The sequence below is a fragment of the Mesorhizobium sp. CO1-1-7 genome (assembly GCF_020164885.1).
In the GTDB taxonomy this organism is placed as follows: domain Bacteria; phylum Pseudomonadota; class Alphaproteobacteria; order Rhizobiales; family Rhizobiaceae; genus Mesorhizobium; species Mesorhizobium australicum.
The window spans coordinates 384,249-406,570 of the sequence record NZ_JAIUHA010000001.1; the positions used below are offsets into that span (position 1 = coordinate 384,249).

23 protein-coding genes are annotated in these 22,322 nt (G+C 63.1%); 3 read left to right on the forward strand and 20 right to left on the reverse strand.

The genetic code is table 11. The features are described from left to right. Together nusA and rimP are read right to left on the reverse strand one after the other, a co-directional pair. Entirely contained in the window at positions 1 to 1,596 is a 1,596-nt protein-coding gene (gene nusA / locus LB516_RS01725) for a transcription termination factor NusA (RefSeq protein WP_224718800.1), read from the reverse strand. A gap of 49 nt (positions 1,597 to 1,645) precedes the next feature. Then, positions 1,646 to 2,293, reverse strand: coding sequence for a ribosome maturation factor RimP (gene rimP, locus LB516_RS01730; RefSeq protein WP_015314009.1), 648 nt, complete (start codon positions 2,291 to 2,293; stop codon positions 1,646 to 1,648). Between the two features lie 312 nt (positions 2,294 to 2,605). On the opposite strand from rimP, the gene LB516_RS01735 reads away from it, so the two are divergent. Beyond that, on the forward strand, positions 2,606 to 2,743 hold the full coding sequence (locus LB516_RS01735) for a hypothetical protein (RefSeq protein ID WP_198026155.1): 138 nt from the start codon (positions 2,606 to 2,608) through the stop codon (positions 2,741 to 2,743). Between the two features lie 52 nt (positions 2,744 to 2,795). On the opposite strand, the gene trmB is transcribed toward LB516_RS01735, so the two are convergent. From trmB to LB516_RS01825, 18 genes are all read right to left on the reverse strand, one after another. Further along, positions 2,796 to 3,497 (reverse strand): tRNA (guanine(46)-N(7))-methyltransferase TrmB, encoded by a 702-nt coding sequence (gene trmB, locus LB516_RS01740; RefSeq protein WP_041163235.1) that lies wholly within the window; start codon positions 3,495 to 3,497, stop codon positions 2,796 to 2,798. 27 nt (positions 3,498 to 3,524) lie between these two features. Then, the gene (gene metK, locus LB516_RS01745) at positions 3,525 to 4,790 is read right to left on the reverse strand and encodes a methionine adenosyltransferase (protein ID WP_015314012.1); all 1,266 of its coding nucleotides are present in this window, start codon (positions 4,788 to 4,790) and stop codon (positions 3,525 to 3,527) included. 168 nt (positions 4,791 to 4,958) lie between these two features. Continuing rightward, complete coding sequence (locus LB516_RS01750; RefSeq protein ID WP_015314013.1) at positions 4,959 to 5,378, reverse strand: helix-turn-helix domain-containing protein; 420 nt, start codon at positions 5,376 to 5,378, stop codon at positions 4,959 to 4,961. A 138-nt stretch (positions 5,379 to 5,516) separates the two neighbouring features. After that, positions 5,517 to 7,109 (reverse strand): apolipoprotein N-acyltransferase, encoded by a 1,593-nt coding sequence (gene lnt / locus LB516_RS01755; RefSeq protein ID WP_224718801.1) that lies wholly within the window; start codon positions 7,107 to 7,109, stop codon positions 5,517 to 5,519. An 86-nt stretch (positions 7,110 to 7,195) separates the two neighbouring features. Next, on the reverse strand, positions 7,196 to 7,666 hold the full coding sequence (locus LB516_RS01760) for a VOC family protein (protein WP_140722955.1): 471 nt from the start codon (positions 7,664 to 7,666) through the stop codon (positions 7,196 to 7,198). Between the two features lie 14 nt (positions 7,667 to 7,680). Beyond that, positions 7,681 to 8,775, reverse strand: coding sequence for a hemolysin family protein (locus LB516_RS01765; protein ID WP_140722958.1), 1,095 nt, complete (start codon positions 8,773 to 8,775; stop codon positions 7,681 to 7,683). 28 nt (positions 8,776 to 8,803) lie between these two features. After that, complete coding sequence (gene ybeY / locus LB516_RS01770) at positions 8,804 to 9,310, reverse strand: rRNA maturation RNase YbeY (RefSeq protein ID WP_224718802.1); 507 nt, start codon at positions 9,308 to 9,310, stop codon at positions 8,804 to 8,806. 18 nt (positions 9,311 to 9,328) lie between these two features. Continuing rightward, the gene (locus LB516_RS01775) at positions 9,329 to 10,321 is read right to left on the reverse strand and encodes a PhoH family protein (protein ID WP_031241013.1); all 993 of its coding nucleotides are present in this window, start codon (positions 10,319 to 10,321) and stop codon (positions 9,329 to 9,331) included. Positions 10,322 to 10,404: 83 nt separating this feature from the next. After that, complete coding sequence (gene miaB, locus LB516_RS01780; RefSeq protein ID WP_224718803.1) at positions 10,405 to 11,826, reverse strand: tRNA (N6-isopentenyl adenosine(37)-C2)-methylthiotransferase MiaB; 1,422 nt, start codon at positions 11,824 to 11,826, stop codon at positions 10,405 to 10,407. A 62-nt stretch (positions 11,827 to 11,888) separates the two neighbouring features. Continuing rightward, positions 11,889 to 12,689, reverse strand: a complete 801-nt coding sequence (locus LB516_RS01785) for a lysophospholipid acyltransferase family protein (RefSeq protein WP_140722964.1) — start codon at positions 12,687 to 12,689, stop codon at positions 11,889 to 11,891. A 121-nt stretch (positions 12,690 to 12,810) separates the two neighbouring features. Then, positions 12,811 to 13,305, reverse strand: coding sequence for a ribosomal protein S18-alanine N-acetyltransferase (rimI, locus tag LB516_RS01790; RefSeq protein WP_140660641.1), 495 nt, complete (start codon positions 13,303 to 13,305; stop codon positions 12,811 to 12,813). Between the two features lie 82 nt (positions 13,306 to 13,387). Further along, positions 13,388 to 14,065, reverse strand: a complete 678-nt coding sequence (gene tsaB, locus LB516_RS01795) for a tRNA (adenosine(37)-N6)-threonylcarbamoyltransferase complex dimerization subunit type 1 TsaB (RefSeq protein ID WP_224718804.1) — start codon at positions 14,063 to 14,065, stop codon at positions 13,388 to 13,390. Positions 14,066 to 14,172: 107 nt separating this feature from the next. Beyond that, positions 14,173 to 15,279, reverse strand: coding sequence for a DUF1513 domain-containing protein (locus LB516_RS01800; protein WP_224718805.1), 1,107 nt, complete (start codon positions 15,277 to 15,279; stop codon positions 14,173 to 14,175). A 226-nt stretch (positions 15,280 to 15,505) separates the two neighbouring features. Continuing rightward, entirely contained in the window at positions 15,506 to 16,585 is a 1,080-nt protein-coding gene (locus tag LB516_RS01805) for an imelysin family protein (protein ID WP_224718806.1), read from the reverse strand. Further along, positions 16,585 to 18,186, reverse strand: a complete 1,602-nt coding sequence (locus tag LB516_RS01810) for a di-heme oxidoredictase family protein (protein ID WP_224718807.1) — start codon at positions 18,184 to 18,186, stop codon at positions 16,585 to 16,587. The genes LB516_RS01805 and LB516_RS01810 overlap by 1 nt, the downstream gene beginning before the upstream one ends. Positions 18,187 to 18,198: 12 nt before the next feature. Beyond that, positions 18,199 to 18,684: a bacterioferritin gene (gene bfr, locus LB516_RS01815; RefSeq protein ID WP_224718808.1), complete on the reverse strand. Its 486-nt coding sequence runs from the start codon at positions 18,682 to 18,684 to the stop codon at positions 18,199 to 18,201. Further along, a complete protein-coding gene (locus tag LB516_RS01820) occupies positions 18,650 to 18,961 on the reverse strand; it encodes a (2Fe-2S)-binding protein (RefSeq protein WP_140614790.1) in 312 nt (103 codons plus the stop codon). Before LB516_RS01820 ends, bfr begins: the two co-directional genes overlap by 35 nt. Positions 18,962 to 19,009: 48 nt before the next feature. Beyond that, positions 19,010 to 20,299: an imelysin family protein gene (locus tag LB516_RS01825; protein ID WP_224718809.1), complete on the reverse strand. Its 1,290-nt coding sequence runs from the start codon at positions 20,297 to 20,299 to the stop codon at positions 19,010 to 19,012. A 432-nt stretch (positions 20,300 to 20,731) separates the two neighbouring features. On the opposite strand from LB516_RS01825, the gene LB516_RS01830 reads away from it, so the two are divergent. After that, positions 20,732 to 21,985 (forward strand): NAD(P)/FAD-dependent oxidoreductase, encoded by a 1,254-nt coding sequence (locus tag LB516_RS01830; RefSeq protein ID WP_224718810.1) that lies wholly within the window; start codon positions 20,732 to 20,734, stop codon positions 21,983 to 21,985. Between the two features lie 79 nt (positions 21,986 to 22,064). After that, entirely contained in the window at positions 22,065 to 22,322 is a 258-nt protein-coding gene (locus LB516_RS01835) for a type II toxin-antitoxin system ParD family antitoxin (protein ID WP_140787113.1), read from the forward strand.

Sequence of the window (22,322 nt, forward strand, 5' to 3'; positions counted from 1 at the left end):
TCACGCACCAACGGCTTCGTCGGCCGTTTCTTCTTCGGCCGCAAGCTCGTCTTCGGTGATCCAGCCGGCCTTGAGGCGAGCGGCCAGAACCATCTGCTCGGCATCGGCGCGCGAAACGCCGTGATTGGCCAGCACGCCGGGATAGACCTTGGTCTCGCCGTCCTTGCGTTCCTTCCAGCCGGTGAGGTCGTCGGCGGCATAGCCGGCGAAATCCTCGATCGTCTTCACGCCATCCTCGCCGAGCGTCACCATCATGGCGGTGGTGACGCCGGGAATTTCGCGCAGATCATCCGAAACGCCCAGCGCCTTGCGCTTCTCGTCGTGCTCGGCCTCGATCTTCTCTAGATATTCGCGGGCGCGGGTCTGGATTTCCGAGGCTGTATCCTCATCGAAGCCGTCGATCGAGGCGATCTCGCCGGCATCGACATAGGCGACTTCCTCGACGCTGGTGAAGCCTTCCGAAGCCAGCACCTGGCCGACCATCTCGTCGACATCGAGAGCTTCCATGAACAGCGCCGAGCGCTCGACGAATTCTTTCTGGCGGCGCTCGGATTCCTCGGCCTCGGTCAGGATGTCGATGTCCCAGCCGGTGAGCTGCGAGGCAAGGCGCACATTCTGGCCGCGGCGGCCGATGGCCAGCGACAGCTGATCGTCGGGAACCACCACTTCGATACGCTCCGCATCCTCGTCGAGCACGACCTTGGCGACTTCCGCCGGCTGCAGCGCATTGACGATGAAGGAGGCCGCCGATGGCGACCACGGAATGATGTCGATCTTCTCGCCCTGCAATTCGCCGACGACGGCCTGGACGCGGCTGCCGCGCATACCGACGCAGGCGCCGACCGGATCGATCGAGCTGTCGCGCGAAATGACGGCGATCTTGGCGCGCGAGCCCGGGTCGCGGGCGACCGACTTGATCTCAATGATGCCGTCATAGATCTCCGGCACTTCCATGGTGAAGAGTTTGGCCATGAACTGCGGATGGGTGCGCGACAGGAATATCTGCGGGCCGCGCTGCTCGCGCCGCACGTCGTAGACATAGGCACGCACGCGATCGCCATATTTGTAGTTTTCGCGCGGGATCAGCTCGTCGCGGCGGATGATCGCCTCGCCACGGCCGAGATCGACGATGACGTTCCCATATTCGACGCGCTTGACCGTGCCGTTGACGATCTCGCCGATGCGGTCTTTGTATTCGTCATACTGGCGGTCACGCTCGGCCTCGCGCACCTTCTGCACGATGACCTGCTTGGCAGACTGGGCGGCGATGCGGCCGAAATCCATCGGCGGCAGCAGTTCGGCGATGAAATCGCCAAGCTGGGCGTCAGGATTGCGCTCACGCGCCGAGGAAATGGCGATCTGGGTCGCGTAATCGTCGACCTTCTCGACCACTTCCATCAGCCGCTGCAGCTTCATCTCGCCGGTGTTCGGGTTGATGTCGGCGCGAATGTTGGTCTCCTGGCCATAACGCGAACGCGCCGCCTTCTGGATCGCATCGGCCATGGCGGCGATGACGATCGACTTGTCGATCGACTTCTCACGCGCGACCGCATCGGCGATCTGCAGCAGTTCAAGTCTGTTGGCGCTTACAACCATGTTCTTTCTCCCGAGCCTGTTCGCCGGACCTTTGCGCCCGGCAGCTCAATCAAATTTCCTGTTCGTGTTCTTCCGTGGCGTCCGGTTCCGTACCCTCGGACACATCGTCGTCCGGTTCACCGCGGCGTCTCTTGGCTTCCTTGCGCTCCCTGTTGTCCCTGGACAACGCTTCGCGAATGAGGTCGTCGGTCAGGATCAGCCTGACATCGGCAATGGCATCGTAGGGCACGCGCACCGTCGGCTCCTCGCCATACGCCGCCTTGTCGCGCTCGATCAGCACGTCGTTCTCACCGGCTTCGGCGATCTTGCCCTTGAAGCGCTTGCGGTCGGCGACGACGACCGATGTTTCCATCTTCACCAGATGACCGGTCCAGGTCACGAAATCCGATTTACGCACCAGAGGCCGATCGATGCCGGGCGAAGAGACTTCGAGGTGATAGGCCTTTTCGATCGGATCATCGACGTCGAGCGCCGGCGACACCGCGCGGCTGACCTCTTCGCAATCCTCGACGGTCATGGTGCCGTCCTCACGCTCGGCCATGATCTGCAGCGTCAGCCCGTTCTGGCCGGACAGATGCACGCGCACGAGGCGAAAGCCGATGCCGCGCAGCACCGGCTGGACGATCAGCGCAATGCGCGCATCGATGCCGCTTTCGCGGATGATGCGATCGTCACCTTCGTTTGCCGTTCCAGTCATCGTTGCCTATCGTTGGTCTCGAACCTATCGGCAGGTAATAAAAAAGAGCGGGACCGGGTGGACCCACTCTTCGTCATACCGACCAAGAATTTGAGGCTGATATAAACGAACACGGTTCGTGTTTCAAGTCCGCAGTCCCGGCCGGACGAAAGCCTGTGGGTTCAGGGTTGTTCCAGGCGCATGGCCGCCATCCGGCAATCCGCCTGTGAGAGCCGGCGGCGCGCTCTTATTTATTAGCCATCAAACGAATTGAATTGGCGCGCTGGCGCGCGAAAGGACAAGACCATGAGCAACTGCAGGATATTCTCCGCCTTGGGCGATCTGTTCACCACATTCGGCAGCGCCGTTGCCGCGTCTCGCGCCGTGGAAGCCGGGCGCAAGCCCAGAGCCGACGACCTGCGCAATCTCGGCATGGATCCGGCCGTATTCAACAGGATCGGTCGTTTCTGACTCCAACAGGCATTCGACCCCGTCCTCCCGGCAGGTTGCCGGTTGGGCGGACCTAGGTCCTGACGAAAGTCAGATAGGCCGGCCGGCGCCCCTCGCGAATGGCCTTTGCCTCATAGCGCGTGCCGGGCCAGCCCTCATAGGAGCGATGCCAGTCCGCCGCTTCCGCAGCCTGCCATGCGAAAGCGCCATGCGCCCGGCAATGCAGCAAGGTCCAGTTCACATAAGTGTCGATGTCGGACGCAAAGCGGAATTTCGAGCCGGGTTTCAGGACGCGTGCGAAACGATCGAGATTGACCGGACTGACGAAACGCCGCTTCCAGTGTTTTTTCTTTGGCCAGGGATCGGGATAGAGAAGATCGATGCCGTCGAGCGAGGCCGGCGGCAACCAGTCAAGCAACTGGGTGGCGTCGTCGTCGTAGACCCTGAGATTGGCCAGCGGCGCTGCCCGCACCGCCATCATCATCTTGGCCATGCCGTTGACGAAGGGCTCGACGCCTATGAAGCCTGTCGCGGGCGCCTCGATGGCGCGATGCAGGAGATGTTCACCGCCGCCAAAGCCGATCTCGAGCCGAACCGCCGAAACCTCTGCTGCAAACAGGACGCGCAGGTCTGGCGGTGCCTCGGCCGTCAGATCGAGCCGGTATTTGCCAAGCCCGCTTTCCAGCGCCGCGGCCTGCTGCGGGCGCACGGGCTTGCCGCGCCGGCGACCGAAGAAGGCTTCGGTCATGCGGCTTGGCCTGTCCGCGTCACTCATCGACTGGCGCCAGTCCTGCCGCCGCCCTCAGGCCGCGACAGCATCCTTGAGCGCCTTGGCCAGATCGGTCCTTTCCCAGGAGAAAGACCCGTCACGGCCAGCCTTGCGGCCGAAATGGCCGTAAGACGACGTCTTGGCGTAGATCGGCTTGTTGAGGTCGAGATGACGGCGGATGCCTGACGGCGACAGGTCCATCACGCTGCGCAGCGCGTCCTCGAGCTTTGCCTCGTCGACCTTGCCGGTGCCGTGCAGGTCGACATAGACCGATAGCGGCTGGGCGACACCGATGGCGTAGGAAAGCTGGATGGTGCAGCGATCGGCGAGCTTCGCCGCCACGACATTCTTGGCCAGGTAGCGCGCCGCATAGGCAGCCGACCGGTCGACCTTGGTGGTATCCTTGCCGGAAAAGGCGCCGCCGCCATGGGGGGCTGCGCCACCATAGGTGTCGACGATGATCTTGCGGCCGGTCAGGCCGGCATCACCATCCGGACCGCCGATGACGAACTTGCCGGTCGGGTTGATGTACCACATGCAATCGTCAGCGATCTTGAGGTCGCCCAATGCCTCGCGGATATAAGGTTCCACCACCTTGCGGACCTTCTTGGAATCCCAGCTTGAATCCAGATGCTGGGTCGACAGGACGATCTGCGTCGCCTCGGCGGCCTTGCCGTCGACATAGCGGACGGTGACCTGGCTTTTCGCGTCCGGCCCGAGCTTGCCGGCCTCGCCGTTGTTTTCGTGGCGGGCCGCTGCCAGCAGTTCCAGAATCTTGTGGCTGTAATAGATCGGCGCCGGCATCAGGTCCGGCGTCTCGCGGCAGGCATAGCCGAACATGATGCCCTGGTCGCCGGCACCTTCCTCGCCCTGACGGTCGGCGGCATTGTCGACGCCCTGGCCGATATCAGGCGACTGGCCATGCAGCAGGACCTCGATCTTGGCCGTCTTCCAGTGAAAGCCGGCCTGCTCGTAGCCGATCTCACGGATCGCCTTGCGGGCGACGGATTTGAACTTCGCCGGGTTGACGACGGGGTGGCCCGCGGCATCCTTGAGGATGTTGCCGGCCTTGTCCTTCTTCAACAACGTCTCGGGAACGCGCACTTCACCGGCGATGACGACTCGGTTGGTGGTCGCGAGCGTCTCGCAGGCGACACGGACTTTCCATGGGTCCATGCCGGTCTTCTTGGCTTCACGATAGACCAGATCGACGATTTCGTCGGAGATGCGGTCACAGACTTTGTCGGGATGGCCCTCGGCCACGGATTCCGAGGTAAAGAAGTAGTTCTGCCGCGTCACGGGTGTCCCCTCTTGAAAAACGATCGGCAGGCTGCCGATTTTGGCGCGCCACGTGTTAGCGGGGCAAAGCGCTGCTCGTCAAGCGCTGCCGCGGCTCTGGCCCGAATGTCGGAGGCGATATCTTGTGCCACCGGCGGCGCATGCCGCCGGTGCAAAGCGCATTGCGGATCAGTCGGGATCGTCCTCGGCGAGCGATTTCACCAGGTCAATGATCCTGCGGCGCACCTTGACGTCGGCGATCTTGACAAAGGCCCGGTTGAGCTGAAGTCCTTCGGGACTGCCGCAGAACTCGACAGCGAAAGCCATCGAACTATCCTCGGCAAAGCCGCGGTTGGCGGTCAATTCCTGGCCTGGCGCATCCTCGAAAAAGAAGGCGACAGGCACGCCGAGTATGGAGGCAATCGCCTGCAGGCGGCTGGCACCGACGCGATTGGTGCCCTTTTCATATTTCTGGATTTGTTGGAACGTGATGCCGAGATTCTCGCCCAGCTTTTCTTGGCTCATTCCGAGCATATTGCGGCGAAGCCGGACCCGGCTTCCCACGTGAATATCGATGGGATTGGGTTTCTTCTTGTTTTCTTCTGTCATTTTTTCCTCGCCGAATTTTTTCGGCTTTGTGATTTTTTCCTGCCCAAAGAAAGCCGGAGGCGACTGCCCCAACAGAACGATCCACCAGCTTCGAGAAATTTTCAGGCGGTACAGTATGAGTTTCTAATGTGCCAGCTGTCAATTCGCCCGTAGCTTTTGCCTTACGTTCAACAGCCCCCCTACAAGCGCAAACAGCAACATGATCAGCATTCCGTTAATGCGCCGCTGGCTGGACGAAATGACCGTCTGTGCGGAAACAGGCACCTTCACATCGATGGCTCCGCGCGCGTCGATCGCAAGGGCGTCGACGACGCGGCCACGGGCGTCGACCACGGCCGAGATGCCGTTGTTGGCAGCACGCAACAAGGGCAATCCATTCTCCACCGCGCGAATCTGGGCCTGCCTGAAATGCTGATACGGTCCCGGCGTGTCGCCGAACCATGCATCGTTGGTAACGTTCACAATAAGCTGCGATGACGTAGCGTCAACTGCCACCAGATCGGGAAAGATCACCTCATAACAGATAAATGGCAGGGCACGAATGCCGCCCGGCAACGTGATGGCATGACGCTCGTTGCCGGCCGTGAACGTCAGCGGCCCGGCGACCAGCTGTTCGATGCCGAAACGAGCGAGCAGGTCGGCGAAAGGCAGATACTCGCCGAACGGCACCAGATGAACCTTGTCCACGGCGTCGGCGATCTCGCCCTTGTCGTCGATCGCCACCACGGAGTTGTAGTAGCGGCTGTCGGCGCTGGCCGCCGAGCCGCCCTCCTCACGCACGACGCCGGCGATCAGCATCTGGCCACCGCCCAGCATGTCGCCCAGCGCCGTCAAGGCGTCAGGGCGCTCCGTGAAAAGGAACGGTACCGAGGTTTCCGGCCAGAGAATCAATTGCGGTTTTTCGTGACCTGGGTCCGGTGCCTTTGCGGAGAGGCCCAGCAAGGTGGCGAAGATGCGGTCGCGCACCGAGGCATCCCATTTTTCCGACAGATCCACGGCCGGCTGGACGATGCGGACATCGAGACTGCGCGTCGCCGGCTTTTCGGGGGCGTTGAGCCTGACATAGCCAAAGCCGACATGGGCGGCGGCGAGCACGACAAACAGCGCGGCGCCCAGCCGAAGATGCCGACGCGCCGCCAGCAGCGCCGGCAGCGCGAAAAGGAAAACCGCGAGCGCGTTCATGCCGATCATGCCGGTCACCGAGACGCTCTGCATCAAAAGCGGCACCGGCATCGCCGCGTAGCCGATGGCGTTCCAGGGGAAACCGGTGAACAGGAAGCCGCGCAGCCACTCCGCCAGCGCAAAACCGAAGGCAAGGGCAGCGATACGGCCGATATCGCTGCTCCACAGGAGCCGCGCGACCACCGTTGCGAAGCCGTAGAAAAATGCGAGCGCGAAGGGAATGCCGACCACCGCGAACGGCAGCGCCCAGGCAAAGTCGTCGGCCTCGACCAGCAGCGCCGAGCCGATCCACCAAAGGCCGGCGAGGAAATAACCGAAGCCGAACCACCAGCCGACGGCGAAAGCCGGCCGCAGGCGCCGCAACAGGCTGCCGGAGGCTTCGCCGGTCGCGCCATCGAGCAGCCAGACCAGCAGCGGAAACGAAATGAAACAGGCGGCAAAGAAATCGTAAGGCGCCTGGCCCAGAACCGTGAGCGCCCCAGCGAAAAACGCCACAAGCGAACGCCGCCAACCCCAAAGCAGAATTATCCGGCCGGCAAGGCGCTCCATGCGTATTTCCGTCGCGCGAATCAGGAGCTAAGATTTATCAGGCCGCGCCGCGCGCTCCAAACGCCGGCGTGGTTACCGGCCGCTCTCTACCGGTGCCAGCCTTCGATGCGCAGGCCACCCAACCGCTCGGCCTCTTCACGAGAAACAGAACCCATCGGTTGCGTGAACGTCCAGACATGGCCCTCGGGATCGCGCGCCCGATACTGGCGTTCGCCGTAGAACTGGTCGGCCGGCTCGTGGATTATTGCAGCACCGGCCGCGCGGGCCTGCTCGCAATGCGCATCCAGGCCGTCTTTCAACCTGACATAGACCGATTGCGTGTTCTTGCCCTGGACCGACGCGGGGCTCGCGACATGATCGGCCCATTCAGAATCGACAATGAGGTAGCAATCGCCGAACCGCATTTCGGCGTGGACCAGCTTTCCCTCGGCATTGCTGACCACCATGCTGCGCTCGAAGCCAAAGGCTGTTTCAAGCCAATCCAGGGCAGAGCGTGGATCTTTGTAAAACACACCGGAGCCGAGGACCGAGTGCTTGAACGGATCTTCGATCGTCATGCGACAGCAGGCTTTCAGGCCTGTTCGGTGCGCGCCGTGGCCCGCCGGCGGCGTTCGCCCTTCTGGCTCTGCACGATGCGAACGCGCTTGACGCGGCGCGGATCGGCGTCCAGCACGTGGAATTCGAAGCCGGGAATGGCCTGCACCACCTCGCCGCGCGCCGGCACGCGGCCGAGCGTGTTGAAGATCATGCCGCCAATGGTGTCGACATACTCGCCATGTTCACCGGCGGCGAAATCCTCGCCGATCATCTTGGCGACCTCGTCGATCTCGGCCTTGCCATCGACGATAAACACGCCGTCGCCGGTCTGGGTGATCATCGGCTCGTCGTCGTCGTGCTCGTCCTCGATGTCGCCAACCACCATCTCGACGATGTCCTCGAGCGAGACGAGGCCGTCCGTGCCGCCATATTCATCGATGACCAGGGCCATCTGCGTGCGCGTCGTCTGCATGCGGCCCATCAGGTCGGACGCAAGCATCGACGGCGGCACGAACAGGACCTGCCGGATCAGGTTGAGCTCTCCGATGGTGCGCGCGAGGTCGACCTGGGCGAGATCGAGAACCGTGGCGACAGGCGTTTTGCGGGTTGCACGGCCCTTCCTGACGCGCGCCAGCTTGGTGATATGGGCCAGCACGTCGCGGATATGGACCATGCCGCGCGGGTCGTCGAGCGTCTCGGAATAGACCGGCATGCGGGAATGGCCGGATTGTTCGAACATGCCAAGCAAGTCACCGAGCGACGTGGCGATCTCGACCGCCTCGATATCGGCGCGCGGCACCATGACGTCCTCGACGCGCACCTCGCGCAGGCGCAGGATGTTGTTGAGCATGGCGCGCTCGCCAGGCGAGAAGGATTCGACATCGCTCGTCGTCTCGGCGAGCGCGCCGGCGATCTCTTCGCGCAGGCTGGTGCCGTTGCGTTGCCGGAACAGGCCCAGCACGCGGTTGAACAGGGAGGGGCCGGCAGGCGACGGCTCGATGGCCGCGCTGCCAGTGTTGGCAACACCAGGGGTGACGGTACTCGGACCTGATCCCTCTTCCGACGTATCGGAAGCCTTGATCGCACTGCCGACATCGGGGCGGGCGGCAGTCTCTGGTTTGTCGTTCATCGTCGTCCGGTCAATTGGTCGTTTTTAGTTACGCGTAGGGATCGGGAATGGCAAGCCTTGCCAGCGCGGCGCGCTCGATGGCTTCCATCTCCTCGGCCTCCGCGTCGGTCTCGTGATCATGGCCGATGAGATGCAGCAGGCCATGGATGACGAGATGGCAGATATGGTTCTCCAGCGGCTTGTCTTCCAGTGCCGCCTCGCGCGCCACCGTCTCGGCGGCAAGCACGATGTCGCCGAGCATCGGGGGCAGCGGGCCGCCTTTTGCCGGCGGAAAAGCCGGGAAAGACAACACGTTGGTGGGCTTGTCCTTGCCGCGCCAGCCGGCATTCAACGTACGGACATGGGCGTCGTCGGAAAAAACAATGCTGAGTTCGGAATGACCCGCCGCACCGGTCTCGGCAAAGGCGGCGTCAACCGCGCGATCGACCAGCCGCGTCAGGCTTGCTTCATCGGGCCAGTCGCCCGCTTCAACCGATATATCGATCTCGGCGGGAACCGGGAGGCTCCCGCCGCCGGATGTGTTGTCATCAGGCATGAGGCCGCATCGTCAAGATCAATTCTCGGCACCGAGGCCACGAGCCAGCTTGGCGTCCCGGTCATAGGCCCTGACGATTTCCGCCACCAGCGGATGGCGAACGACGTCGACATCGTTGAAGCGTACGGTTACCGCGCCTGCCACACCGTCGAGGACACGCAAGGCTTCGACCAGGCCCGACTTGGTGCTCGGAGGAAGGTCGATCTGTGTCGGATCGCCAGTGACGATCATGCGCGAGTTCTCGCCGAGACGGGTGAGAAACATCTTCATCTGCATCGGCGTGGTGTTCTGAGCCTCGTCGAGAATGACGGCGGCGTGCGCCAGCGTGCGGCCGCGCATGAAGGCGAGCGGCGCGATTTCGATTACTTCGGCGGCAATCGCACGCTCGACCTTGTCGGCCGGCATCATGTCGTAGAGCGCGTCATAGAGCGGCCGCAGATAGGGATCGACCTTCTCCTTCATGTCGCCCGGCAGGAAGCCCAGCCGTTCGCCCGCCTCGACAGCCGGTCGCGATAAAATGATGCGCTCGACCATGCCGCGTTCCAGCAGCATCGCCGCATGCGCCACTGCCAGATAGGTCTTGCCGGTGCCGGCTGGACCGATGCCGAACACCAGTTCCGACCGCTCCAGCGCCCGCATGTAGGCGTCCTGATTCAGGGAGCGGGCATAGATGGTCTTCTTGCGGGTGGCGATCTGGGCGGCGGAGACCTTGCCCTTGCGCTCCAATGTCGGCAGCGTGAGCTGGTCGTCGGCGGCGATAGCCATGCGCACGGCCCCGTCGACATCGGACTGGCTGATATCGACGCCCTTCTGCAGGATGCCGTAGAGATTGTCCAAGGCGCGGCGCGCCTGTTCGGCGGCCGAAGCGGATCCCTTGATGGTCAGCTGGTTGCCGCGCGAGCGTATGTCGACGCCGAGCTTCTGCTCAAGCCGGGCCAGGTTTTCGTCGAACTGGCCGTAAAGGGCGCTGGCAAGCTTGTTGTTGTCGAAAGTCAAAACGATGTGCGCCATGTCAGAAGCCCCGGATGCCGGTACCGGGGGCAGATTCTTCAGCTCCGCTGCGCTCAACCGTCTCTCCTCATCTGCCGAGACCATCAGGCCAATTCGGCGAACAGGCTGTTGTAGCCCGTCTTCGTGATTCGCACCTTGATAATGTCACCGATTTCGCCGGCGTTTTCATCAACAATAACTGGCTGCAGCCAAGGCGAGCGGCCGACCTTCTGGCCAGCCTGACGACCGGGCTTCTCGATCAGCGTATCTATGGTGCTGCCGATCAAACTCAAGCCGAAATCCTGCTGTTGCTTCAACAGCAATGCCTGCAGGCGCTGCAAGCGGTCGTCCTTGACCGCTTCCGGCACGTGGTCGGACATCTCGGCGCCGGGCGTACCGGGACGCGGCGAATATTTGAACGAGAAGGCCGAGGCATAATTCACCTGGCGCACCAGATCCATGGTCGCCTCGAAATCGGCCTCCGTCTCGCCGGGGAAACCAACGATGAAATCGCCCGACAGCGCGATATCGGGGCGGGCGGCGCGGATGCGGTCGAGCAGCGCCAGATAGTCCTTGGCCGTATGCCTGCGGTTCATCGCCTTCAAAATGCGATCCGACCCGGATTGCACCGGCAGGTGCAGATAGGGCATCAGTGCGGCCAAGTCGCGGTGCGCGGCGATCAATTCGTCGTCCATGTCGCGCGGATGGCTGGTGGTGTAGCGCAGCCGCGCCAGGCCGGGGATTTCGGCCAGCCGGAACAGCAGCCGCCCGAGACCCCATTCCGCGGTCTTGCCCCCTTTGGCCTCGCCCTGGCCATGCCAGGCGTTGACGTTCTGGCCGAGCAGCGTCACCTCGCGCACCCCGGCCTCGGCCAGCCGCTCGGCCTCGGCGACGATCTGCGCCACCGGCCGCGACACTTCCGAGCCTCTCGTATAGGGCACGACGCAGAAGGTGCAGAACTTGTCGCAGCCTTCCTGGACGGTGAGGAAGGCGGTGACGCCACGCTTGATCACCTCGGCACGCTTGGGCTGCGGCAGATGCTCGAACTTGTCCTCGATGGCGTATTCAGTTTCGACGATCTTTTCGCCGCCGCGAACCCGCGCCAGCACGTCGGGGAGACGGTGATAGGTCTGCGGACCGATGACCAGGTCGACGGCCGGCGAACGCCGGATGATCTCGGCGCCCTCGGCCTGCGCCACGCAGCCGGCGACACCGATCAGCATCTCGCGGCCAGCGCTCGCCCGCTCGGCCTTCATGTCGCGGATGCGGCCAAGTTCGGAATAGACCTTTTCGGCGGCTTTTTCCCTGATATGGCAGGTGTTGAGCAGCACCAGATCGGCCTCGCCGATAGCATCGGTCGCCGTATAGCCGTCAGCGACCAGCGCATCGGTCATGCGCTGTGAATCATAAACGTTCATCTGGCAGCCATAGGTCTTGACGAAGACCTTCTTGGCTGCCGTGGCGCGCGCCGCCGGCTGTCCGGCCGCAGTGCCGATGTCGTCGCTTTCAATCGTGTTCAAGTCCATCCGGCGGCTTCTAACGCCTTTCCGTAACAAAAAACAGACGATTCTGCCTTGGGGCGTTGGGTTCAGCGGCTCGGGAGCGGATCGGCAAGGGCCGCCTGCATCATCTCGCGCACCCGGCCTTCCATCAGCTTGGCCGTTTCCTTGCGGTTGGAACCCTTGGCAAAGGCGATCGGCTCGCCGAAATGCACCTCGACGTCGAGCGCGCCCTCGGCCATCAGCACCTTGAGATGCGGCATCAGGTCCTCATCGCCGATCCAGGCTGCGATCGGACGGTGGCGGCGGCCGAGCGGCACGCCGTGCAGGCGCGTATAGGCGATCGCAACGGGCTGGATAAAGACCTGCTCGGCCGCGCCTTCGGAGATGGCCATCGAGGCGGCGCCGAACAGGGTGCTTTTGAAGGGCAGGACGACATTGCCGTCACCGGTCGAACCCTCGGCGAACAGCACCATGGCATCGCCCTTGGCCATGCGTCTGGCGATCTCGCTGGCCTGATCGCCAGACGAACGCTTGCGTTCGCGCTCGATGAAAACAGTGCGCTGCAGTTTCGACAGCATGCCGATCAGCGGCCAGCCTTCCATGTCGGCTCGGGCGATGAATTTCACATCGGCAAAGGAGCCCAGCACCATGATGTCGGTCCAGGAGATGTGGTTCGAGGCAACCAGCAAGGGGCGTTTGTCGGACAGTGCCCCCCTGACATGGATACGCATGCCGAGCGCCCGGATGATCAGCCGGTGCCAGATCTTGAGGATGAAGGTTTCCGGCCACCAACCGGTCTTCATCGACAGGATCTGCAGCGGCACGAAAACCAGCGACCCAGCGACGACGAGGCCCAGCGCCAGGAAAATCCTAATTTTCTTGATCATCGCCCTACCATTACAGCGCCGCGCGTCCTCTTGGACGCGCAAAGGACGCTGTAACACCTTAATTCTGGCGCATGATCCTCTCCGAAATCGGATTCGATTTTTGGGATCATGCGGTCCCTGGCTAGCGAAGATCGCGGCGCATGACAAGCGCCCCAGTCGGCCCGCGATCGGGCGACTTGTAGTAATCCGGACGCTTGCCGACTTCCCGAAAACCCAACCGACGATAGAGGGCGATCGCCGCGGCATTGGTCTCATCGACCTCGAGGAACAAGGCTTCGGCGCGCTGCGAATGCAATTCGCGCAGCACTGCGTCCATCAACTGCCAGCCCAGGCCCTGGCGACGATGCGACCGTGCCACCGCGACGGTCAGGATTTCACCCTCGCCCGCGGCCAGCCGGGCGAGGACGAAGCCGACAGGCGGCTTGGCGCCCTGCCCGGTTTCGCGCGCGGCATAACCGAACACGGTGTCCTGTTCGAGCAGGGCGGCGAACTCACCATCGGTCCAGGGGCGGACAAAATCCTCGCGGTGCAGCAGCGAGACCGCGGCGCTGTCGGTGATCCTGAGCAGCTCGAGCGCGTAGTCCCGGCGACGTGGTTGAAGAAAAGGTATGCGCATCAATTCTCGTTTTCTCGTCTGACCATGACCTCTGGACAAACGGAACCGTTTGTCCGCGAAAACCGGCTTCCACTTTTCGGGATCATGGTCTTTGCCTCGAAAGTATGAACCCGGCCTGCGGCTTGGCATCGGCACCGCGCAGATAAAGCGGCTTCGGCCTTTCGCCCTCCCTCTTTGCGGCAGCCAGCCGGGCGTAGGTGAGAATGTCGGCGGTGGCCGCCCGAGGCCCGATGTCAAAGGTGCGGCCGGCCGCGTCAGCGATCAGCGTCGCTGCCGTGCCGGCGAGCACCGCGAAACGTTCCGTCGCCATCGTCACCGCCTCCGCAAGCGTGGCCACGGCCGGACCGTAAGTCAACACTGACATTTCATCGTACAGTGCGGCATGGATTTCCTCGCGGCCGGCATCAAGCGCCACCAGCACGGCGCGGCCAGGAAAGGCACTGGCCGCCTCGGCGGCCAGTGCCTCAAGGGTCGTCACCCCGATTGCCGGCAGCTTGAGCGCCAGCGCCAGGCCACGCGCGGTCGACACGCCGACGCGCAGGCCGGTGAAGGAACCCGGACCGACAGAGACGGCAATGGCGCCAAGCCCGGCGTAGTCGGTCGCGCCGGTCTTCAACGCGTCAGCGATGACGGCCATCAGGTGCTCGGCATGACCCTTGCCCAGATCAAGCACCGAGCGGCCAAGCTCCAGCCCAGCCGCCGCGTCGTAGACGCAGGCGGCGCAGAGGCTGGCGGCACAGTCGATGGCGAGAACTTTCATGAAACGACCGGTTCGAGAAGCAATTCCCTGTGCCCGCCATAGCGCGCAACCGCAAGTGTATAGTGCATAATTTGTTAAGCGGCTTCGGTTTGGCCTGGCAGAAGAGCTTATGCCGCCGGCCCTATGCGCAGCATGTGGTTGTCCCAGACATAGTCCGGCTCCGTCCGCGTGGCACCACCGCCCTCGATGATCTCGCCGGCGCCCGTGGTGGCCATGAACCCTGCCCCGTCGGGCGCCACGCCGCAGACCTCGACCAGCGCGCTGGAGGAGACGATCCGGCCGCTGCCCGCATCGATCACGACAAGCGAATTGCCTTCCGGCGAGGAGACGGCGACGGTGCCGGCACCAGGATTGGCGGCGACCGAGCCGATATAGTTGCGGAAACCGGACAGCACATCCCGCGGCATGTCGAGCAATGCCAACTCCTTACCCCGCGCGGCGCGACCGACCAGAAGCGGACGATCGGTGCCGGAGCCCCTGTATTGGCAGCCGAACCAGACGGTGCCGGTCTGGTCGATATCCATGTGGCGGATCGACAATTGGTGGAGAGCGGCCGGCAGTTCATGCTTTTCGATCAGGTCGCCGGTGACGCGGTCGACCAGCACATAGGAAGGCTTCATGGTGGCAATGTTGAGCTCGGCGCGTCCATAGTCTGGATGGGTCTCGATGCCGCCATTGGCGACCGCGATCGTCTTGCCGTCGCCCAGCAGAAGAAGTTCGTGCGGGCCCATGCCGTAGGTCGGGAATTCGCCGATGCGATTGAATTTCGCCCGCGCGTCATAGACGCCGACCACGCCAGCGGCGTTGTCGAAGTCGTTCTCGGTGGCGTAGAGCAGAGCGCCGTCGGGCGAAAAGACACCATGACCGAAGAAGTGCCGGCCTGCGATGCTGGCGATGGTCCGCGGGGCGTCGCGCCCGGCGTGATCGAATACGACGGCGAAGGTGCCGGGCTGGCGGGCGAAAACCACCGAACGCTTCGAGATCGGATCGAAGGTGACGTCATGACCGCGATCGGGCAGGTCAACCGTATGCAGCACCTTGCCGGCCTCGGACAGGACGGCGGCACCAAAACTGCCGTCGCGCTTGACGAAGGCGGTGGCGAACACGGCATCCGCCGCGAGCGTATTTGCCCAGGCCGAGGGCGTCACGGCGGCGGCAAAGCCAATGCCGGCGGCCCTCAAGAAATCGCGGCGGTCGATGAGAGGCGTTTTCAAGACATGGCCCTCCCCTGCACTGGCCGGCTCCAAGACATGGTAATTTTTAGGGATCGGAACTGACGCTTGGCACCTGCCGATTCTTCGAATGACTCATCGCAGACATTGGAAGTTGGCCGAAGCCTCCGGAACTTCGTCATCCTTGGGCGGAGCAGGAGCGTAGCTCCGTCGCGGAGACCCAAGGATGACGAAGCTATGGGCGTTTCGGCCAATCTCAAGGTCACGCTCAGTCTCCATCCAGCGACGAGAAGCCGGCGGTCAGGCCGAATTCGGCGGTCAGCCTGGTGCCGATCAGGGTCGACAGGCTGGAGGTGATCAGGGCGAGATGCTCGAGTTTTTCGCGCAGCGCCGGATCGGCGAGCGCCTTGTCGATCGGACCCTGGACGGCCTTGGCGGTCGCAACGCCGTTGAGCAGCTGGATGTGGATCGACTCTGCCATCCAGCGCGCATCCGGCGGCAGCGCGTTGCCGAGCTTCGACACCTGGAACAGCGCATCGATGCCGGCCAGATTTCCGGCCAGCGCGTTGCCGGTGTTCTGCGAACGCCAGTAGATCGCCTGTTTTGGCTTGTCGGCCTCGGGCTTGGCGCCCAGAAAACCCTTCAGGCGCACATCGCGGACCATTTCCAGTTCGTTGATCAAGACGCCGACCAGTTCGGTCACCGCCTCGTTACCATCGCGATAGAGCGTGTTTTGCGGCCCCGGATTGGCCCACAGTGCCGCGAATCCATCTGGTTTGTCCCAGGCCGCGCTGACGTCCGCGGCGATGGTTTCGATGTTGCCGGCGACAGCCGCCCCGTAAGCGCAGCGATAGGATTCAGCCTTGCCCGTCAAGGCGTCGGCGCCGTCGCCGTAGAGCACGAATTCCAGCGCCCCGAGCCCCTGCATGGCAACGCTCTTGCCGGCAAGCTGGACAGGATCGGTGGCAGCGGGATCCTTGTCCGACAACGCCGCCTGCACCTGTTTCAGGCCGATGCTCTTGCGATCCGGCCAGAACAGCATGCGCTCCAGCCTGTTGTTCTCCTTGATCGGCCCGAAACCGATGATCTCGGCCGATGACCAGGCGTAGACGGTAGCCGAGAACGCGGCTCGCGCCGCTTCAAGGTCCGCTTGCGAGGGCGCCTCGCAAAGCTTGTGCATGGCTTTGGTCAGGGCTTCCGCATGCTGGTGCAGGTCCTCATATGCCGGGCGGACAAAGCCGTCGATCGCGCGCTGGATGACATCAGAGGCTTTCACCGCGGCCGATGCGGGCAAGGCGCCCAGCAGAACCAGCGGAAGAACGAGAACCAGCGCGAAACGCTTCGCCATCAAAGTGACCCCAGGAATTTGACCAATGCATCGCGCTCGGTGGCGCTGGTGGCGGCAAAGCGGTCGCGCGCCTTCTGCGCCTCGCCGCCATGCCACAGGATGGCCTCGACCAAAGTGCGCGCACGACCATCGTGCAGATAGAAGGAATTGCCGTTGACCATTTCGGTGAGGCCGATGCCCCATAGCGGCGGCGTGCGCCACTCATTGCCGGTCGCATCGCCCACGGCCTGGCCGTCGGCAAGATCCGGCCCCATGTCGTGCAGCAGGAAATCGGAATAAGGCCAGATCAACTGGAACGCCTGCGGCTTGTCAGGTGCATCGCGACGGGTAACGAATTTCGACGTGTGACAGGCAACGCAGCCGATTTCATAAAAGACCTTCTTGCCGGCGAGCACCTCAGGCGAGGCGAGGTCGCGTCGCGCCGGCACCGCCAGGTTGCGCGAATAGAAGGTGACGAGATCCATCACCGGCGCCGGCGCCTCGACCGGGCCGAGGCGCGCCTGCACGCCGTTGGGCATGGCGAGGCACTTTTCCTGCGCGGCGGTGCAATCGCCCCAGTGTTTCGGCGCCTCCGGCGTCGAGATGCCGATATCGCCGGCAAAGGCATCCGCCGCTTGCTGGCGGATCGAGGCCGTCTGCGCCTTCCAGCCGAAACGGCCAAGCGTCAGCTCGCCGCTCAGGCCGTCACGCACGATGTTGGGCTTGCCGAAAATACCATCGCCATCCCTGTCGCCGGCGTCGGCATGGGCCAGAATGTCGGCCGGCGCGATCTGTTCGATCAGGCCGAGGCCGATCATCGGCGGCGTCAGGCGCGGCGACAGCGTGGTGCGCGGATCGAGCGGCCCGTAGCCGAGATCATCGATCGTATAGGCGGGTTCGCGCAGAAAAACCACGGCACCGTCCGGCAGTTCCACCTTCCGTTCCCGATAGTCGACACGCATCCTGCCCTCACCCTTGAGACCAGGCACGGCCAGTTCCTGCAACTGCGTGCCATAGACCGGGTCTGGAAGGTTGAGCAGCCTATGGTCGGCGAGCGCCGCCTTCTCTTCCGCGCTGCTGGCATCGCGCGCCAACCGCAGGAACATCGAGGTGGTGCCAACATCGGCTTGCGGCGGCCGTCCACGGCCATCCTTCAGATGGCAGTTCTGGCAGGCGCGTTCGTTGAACAAGGGTCCGAGCCCATCCGATGCCTGCGTCGAGGACGGCGACGAGACCCAGTTCTTGCGGAAAAGCGCATTGCCGAGCTTGAAGGTGCCTTCTTCCTCGAAGCTGATGTTGGCCGAAGATTGCGAGAAGGAATCACGGCTGACCTCCTTCCGCGAGGTGCCGGCGCCACCTTGCATCAGTTCGAAAGGCTCGGGCTTGGAGAAATCCGTGGTCGGCCTGGTAATGGCGGTGACGCGCGCCTGATCCTTGGCATTGAGGTCGGTGCGCGTGGTGGCGAGACCGGCAGGTAGAAGGTCGCCGGCGATGGCAGAAGTGGTCAGCGCCAGCATCAGAATAATGCCGTGCCTTCCAGCCGATATGGCTGGCGTTTTCCGGAGGCGCGGCGGACCCTTGGCCTGCCGCAAGCGGCGCAGGAAGTCTAAGAGGCGCCGCATTCCCGCATATCCTTAGTCCACCTCGTCCGCCGGTGCAGCGTTGAGCTGGCCGTACTTTTCCTCACCGATCGAGGCCAGCAGGTCGAGCTGCGTCTCGAGGAAGTCGATATGGCTTTCCTCGTCGGCGAGCAGTTCCTCGAACAGTTTCATCGTCACGTAGTCGCCCGCTTCCTCGCAGATTTCGCGCGAGCGCTTATAGGCAGTGCGCGCGTCATATTCACCGGCCAAGTCGGATTCGAGCACTTCCTTGACGTTCTGGCCGATGCGCAGCGGCGCCACGGACTGCAGGTTGGGATGGCCTTCAAGGAAGATGATGCGGGCGACGAGCTTGTCGGCGTGGTGCATCTCCTCGATCGATTCCGCCCGCTCCTTCTTGGCCAGCTTGGCGTATCCCCAATCCTCGAGCAGGCGGAAATGCACCCAATACTGGTTGACGGCGCCGAGCTCCAGAAAAAGAGCCTCGTTAAGCCGCTCGATGATCTGTGGTTCGCCTTTCATGGGTCCTGCTCCCGTATTGGACGCGCAGGCCTCTGACGCGATCCAGATGTGAAACGATGTCCACGCCGCTTGCCTGCGAGCGGGCGTGGTAGTTCTCGGTGACCCGAATGATCGTTTCGACCACATTTGGGAAGCAGCCGCAACAGCGACCCCGTTTGTGCATGGCGTGATAGACCTTTGCCGGCACGATGAGCTGCCAGGGATCCTGATCCAGCAGGCCGATGATCGTCTGCTCGATCTCCTTCTCGGTGATGATGTTGCAATGGCAGATCAGCATTTCGTCGCTCTGGCTGACGGCGCTCCGATGCGCCGTTTGGCTGGGGGCTTACTTGAACACCTTGTCGGGCGCGTCGAGACTGTCGGAGCCTTCGAAGGCGATGTTGTTCAGCTTCAAGGCGCCGACGGCGCGTTCGATCGACTTGGTCTGGTCGATCAATGCGTCGATTGCCGCCTGCACGGTGGCATTGCCCGCCGTATTGCCCTCGGCGATCTGCTGGTCATAGGCCTCGCCGGCCAATGCCCGTGCCTTGATGGCTTCCATCTTGGCGACCGAAACATCGAGCTTGTCGGACAGTTCCTTGTCGATTGCCGGATCCGCTGCCTTGACCATGTCGTGCACCGAGGGACCCGAAACGACGGTACCATCCAGCCTTGTGTAGCTGGCGTGATAGGCGGCGCGAATGCCGACTGCATCATAGAGATGAGAATTGTAGGTGTTGTCGGAGAAGCAGTCATGCTCCTCTTCGGGATCGTGCAGCAGCAGGCCGAGCTTCATGCGCTCGCCGGCCAGTTCGCCGTAGGAGAGCGAGCCCATGCCGGTGAAGATGATCGAGATCGCGGTGTTCGGCTCGCCATCGACGAGGTTCTTGCGCGCGGCGCCGTCTTCCTTCCAGTCGTTGACCATCTTCTGCAGGTCGGAGACCAGAAGGTCAGTTGCCGATTTCAGGTACTGTGCGCGGCGGTCGCAATTGCCGCCGGTGCAGTTCTTGAGGTCGTAATCCGTATAGGGACGCTCGCCGGCGCCTGGACCGGTGCCATGCAGATCCTGGCCCCAGAGCAGGAACTCGATGGCGTGATAGCCGGTAGCGACGTTGGCCTCGATACCGCCGGCTTGCTGCAGCGTACCGGAGAGGAATTCCGGCGAAAGCTTCGCGGCGTCGATCTTCTTGCCGTTGATCTCGATCTCCTTGTTGGCGATCACATTGGCGGTGTAGAGCGAATTCGCGTCCGATTCCGTGCCGTAGCTCTTGGCGACATAGTCGATCAGGCCTTCGTCCAGCGGCCAGGAATTCACCTCGCCCTCCCAGTCGTCGACGACCTTGTTGCCGAAGCGATAGACCTCGGTCTGCTGGTAGGGCACGCGCGCCGCCTTCCAGGCGTCGCGGGCGGCATTGAGCGTTTCCGCCGACGGGTTGGCCAGCAGCGCGTCGACCGCCTTGTCCAGCGCCCGCGCCGTGGTCAGCGAATCCTCGTACTTGGCAAGCGCGATGTCGGAATAGGTCTCGATCACCGCCTTCGCATCGGTTTGCGCCTTTGCGGGCAGCACGAACACCGCCGCCGTCAGCAGCGCCGTGGCGCCGATCGCCACAAGCCTGCCGCCATATCGTGCCGTCATCATCGCTCTCCAGTTTCTCGGGAATTCCGCAAACGGCGCGCGCGGCAACCGGCACCAGGCCGTGTGCATGCCACCGGCCGCAAGATATGCCGCGCTGCCGCGCGGCTCAGGGAAGAAAGACACCAAAATGCCTCCAATCGAACGGGTTCAAGGCCCAGACATCAAAGGGATGCGCCAATGCGCAAGCTTCCTTAAAACTTCGAGTTCGATGGAGTCAACGGAAATTGCTGAAAAACCCAATCGGAACAATAGTTTAGAATTATTCTAAACTACAACTGTCAACTTTACGCGTTTCGCTGCACCGGCTTTGCGGCCGAACTGTACGATTGACAGTCGCCATCCCGGGTGCGACCCGCAGACATTCTCTTGCGGCGGTGCCAGACACTTGCCGCTTGGCGAGACGTCCTAGGATCGAATCGGGATCGGAATGCGATGAAGAACGGCGTGGTCATTGTCGGTGCGGGTCATGCGGGCGTGCAGGCGGCCGCCAGTCTGCGCGAGGATGGCTATGATGGGCCGGTGATTCTGGTGGGCGACGAGAATGAACTGCCCTATCACAAGCCGCCGCTGTCGAAGACCTTCATCAAGGATGCCACGGCCAAACCGCAGCCCTTGCGCGGCGAAGCCTTCTACACCGGCAGCGCCATCGATTACCGGCCGGGCATCCGGATCGAGCGCATCGATGCCGGCCGCGGCAGTCTCGACATTGCTGGCGGTGGCGCACTTGCCTTCGACCATCTGATCCTGGCGACCGGATCGCGCCCGCGTGCCTTGCCATTACCCGGCGCGGAGCTGTTCGGCGTGGTGTCGCTGCGCTCGCTGGCCGATGCCCGGCTGATCCGGGACTTGAGCGCGCACAGCGAAGATGTCGTTATTCTCGGCGGCGGCTTCATCGGACTGGAAATCGCCGCGACGCTTCGGGCGGCGGGCCGCACCGTCACCGTTGTCGAGGCGGTCGACCGGCTGCTTGGCCGCGCCGTGGCGCCGGTGGTGGCCAGCCATGTCCGGCAAAGGCTGGAAGCGACAGGCGTGCGCATCCTGACCGGCACCTCGATTGCAAGGCTCGAAGGCGAAGACGGCCATGTCACCGCCGCGATCACCACCTCAGGCGAAAGGCTGCCGGCGCGCATGGTCGTGGTGGGCATCGGTGCCGTGCCGAATGTCGAACTGGCGCAGGAAGCCGGCCTCACCATCGCCAACGGCATCCGCGTCGATCACCAGATGCGCAGCTCGGTACCGGATATCCTCGCCATCGGCGACGCCGCCTCGTACAGGCACTGGTTCACCGGCGGCGACGTGCGGCTGGAATCGGTGCAAAACGCCACCGACCAGGCGCGGCTCGCCGCGCGCACCATAACAGGCCACGCCGACGCCTATTCGGCGGTGCCATGGTTCTGGTCCGACATCGGCGACATGAAATTGCAGATGGTCGGGCTGACATCAGGCGGCGACAGCCATGTCGTGCTCGGTGACCTGCCCGACAACAAATTCTCGATCTACCACTATGCGGGAGACCGGCTGCTCGGCATCGAATCCGTCAACCGCCCCGGCGACCACATGCTTGGCCGCAAGATGCTCGGCGCCGGCTTCTCGCCGACACCGCAGACGGTCGCCACGGGCCCCGAAGGGCTGAAGGCGGCATTGGCACAATTTCACCAGGACGAGCCTGCCCGGGTTACGGGCTAAAGCAGGCCGGGATCTTGCCAAAAAAATCAATGAGCTTATCATAAATTGATAATCTCGGATAAAATGGAAGGCCGTCCCCGTGCCTGCGAGCTACAGCATCGGACCTCGCTACGAAACGTTCGTGCGCGAACTGGTTGAAAGCGGCCGCTATGCCAGCGCCAGCGAAGTTGTGCGTGATAGCCTGCGCCTCTTGGAGGAACGCGAGGAGCAGCGACAAACGAAACTTGCGGCACTGCGTGAGGACATCCGCAAGGGTGTAGAAAGCGGACCGGGCATTCAGGCCAACAGCGTTTTTGACCGGCTGGAGAAAAAATACAGCGGTGGAACCCACAAGTAA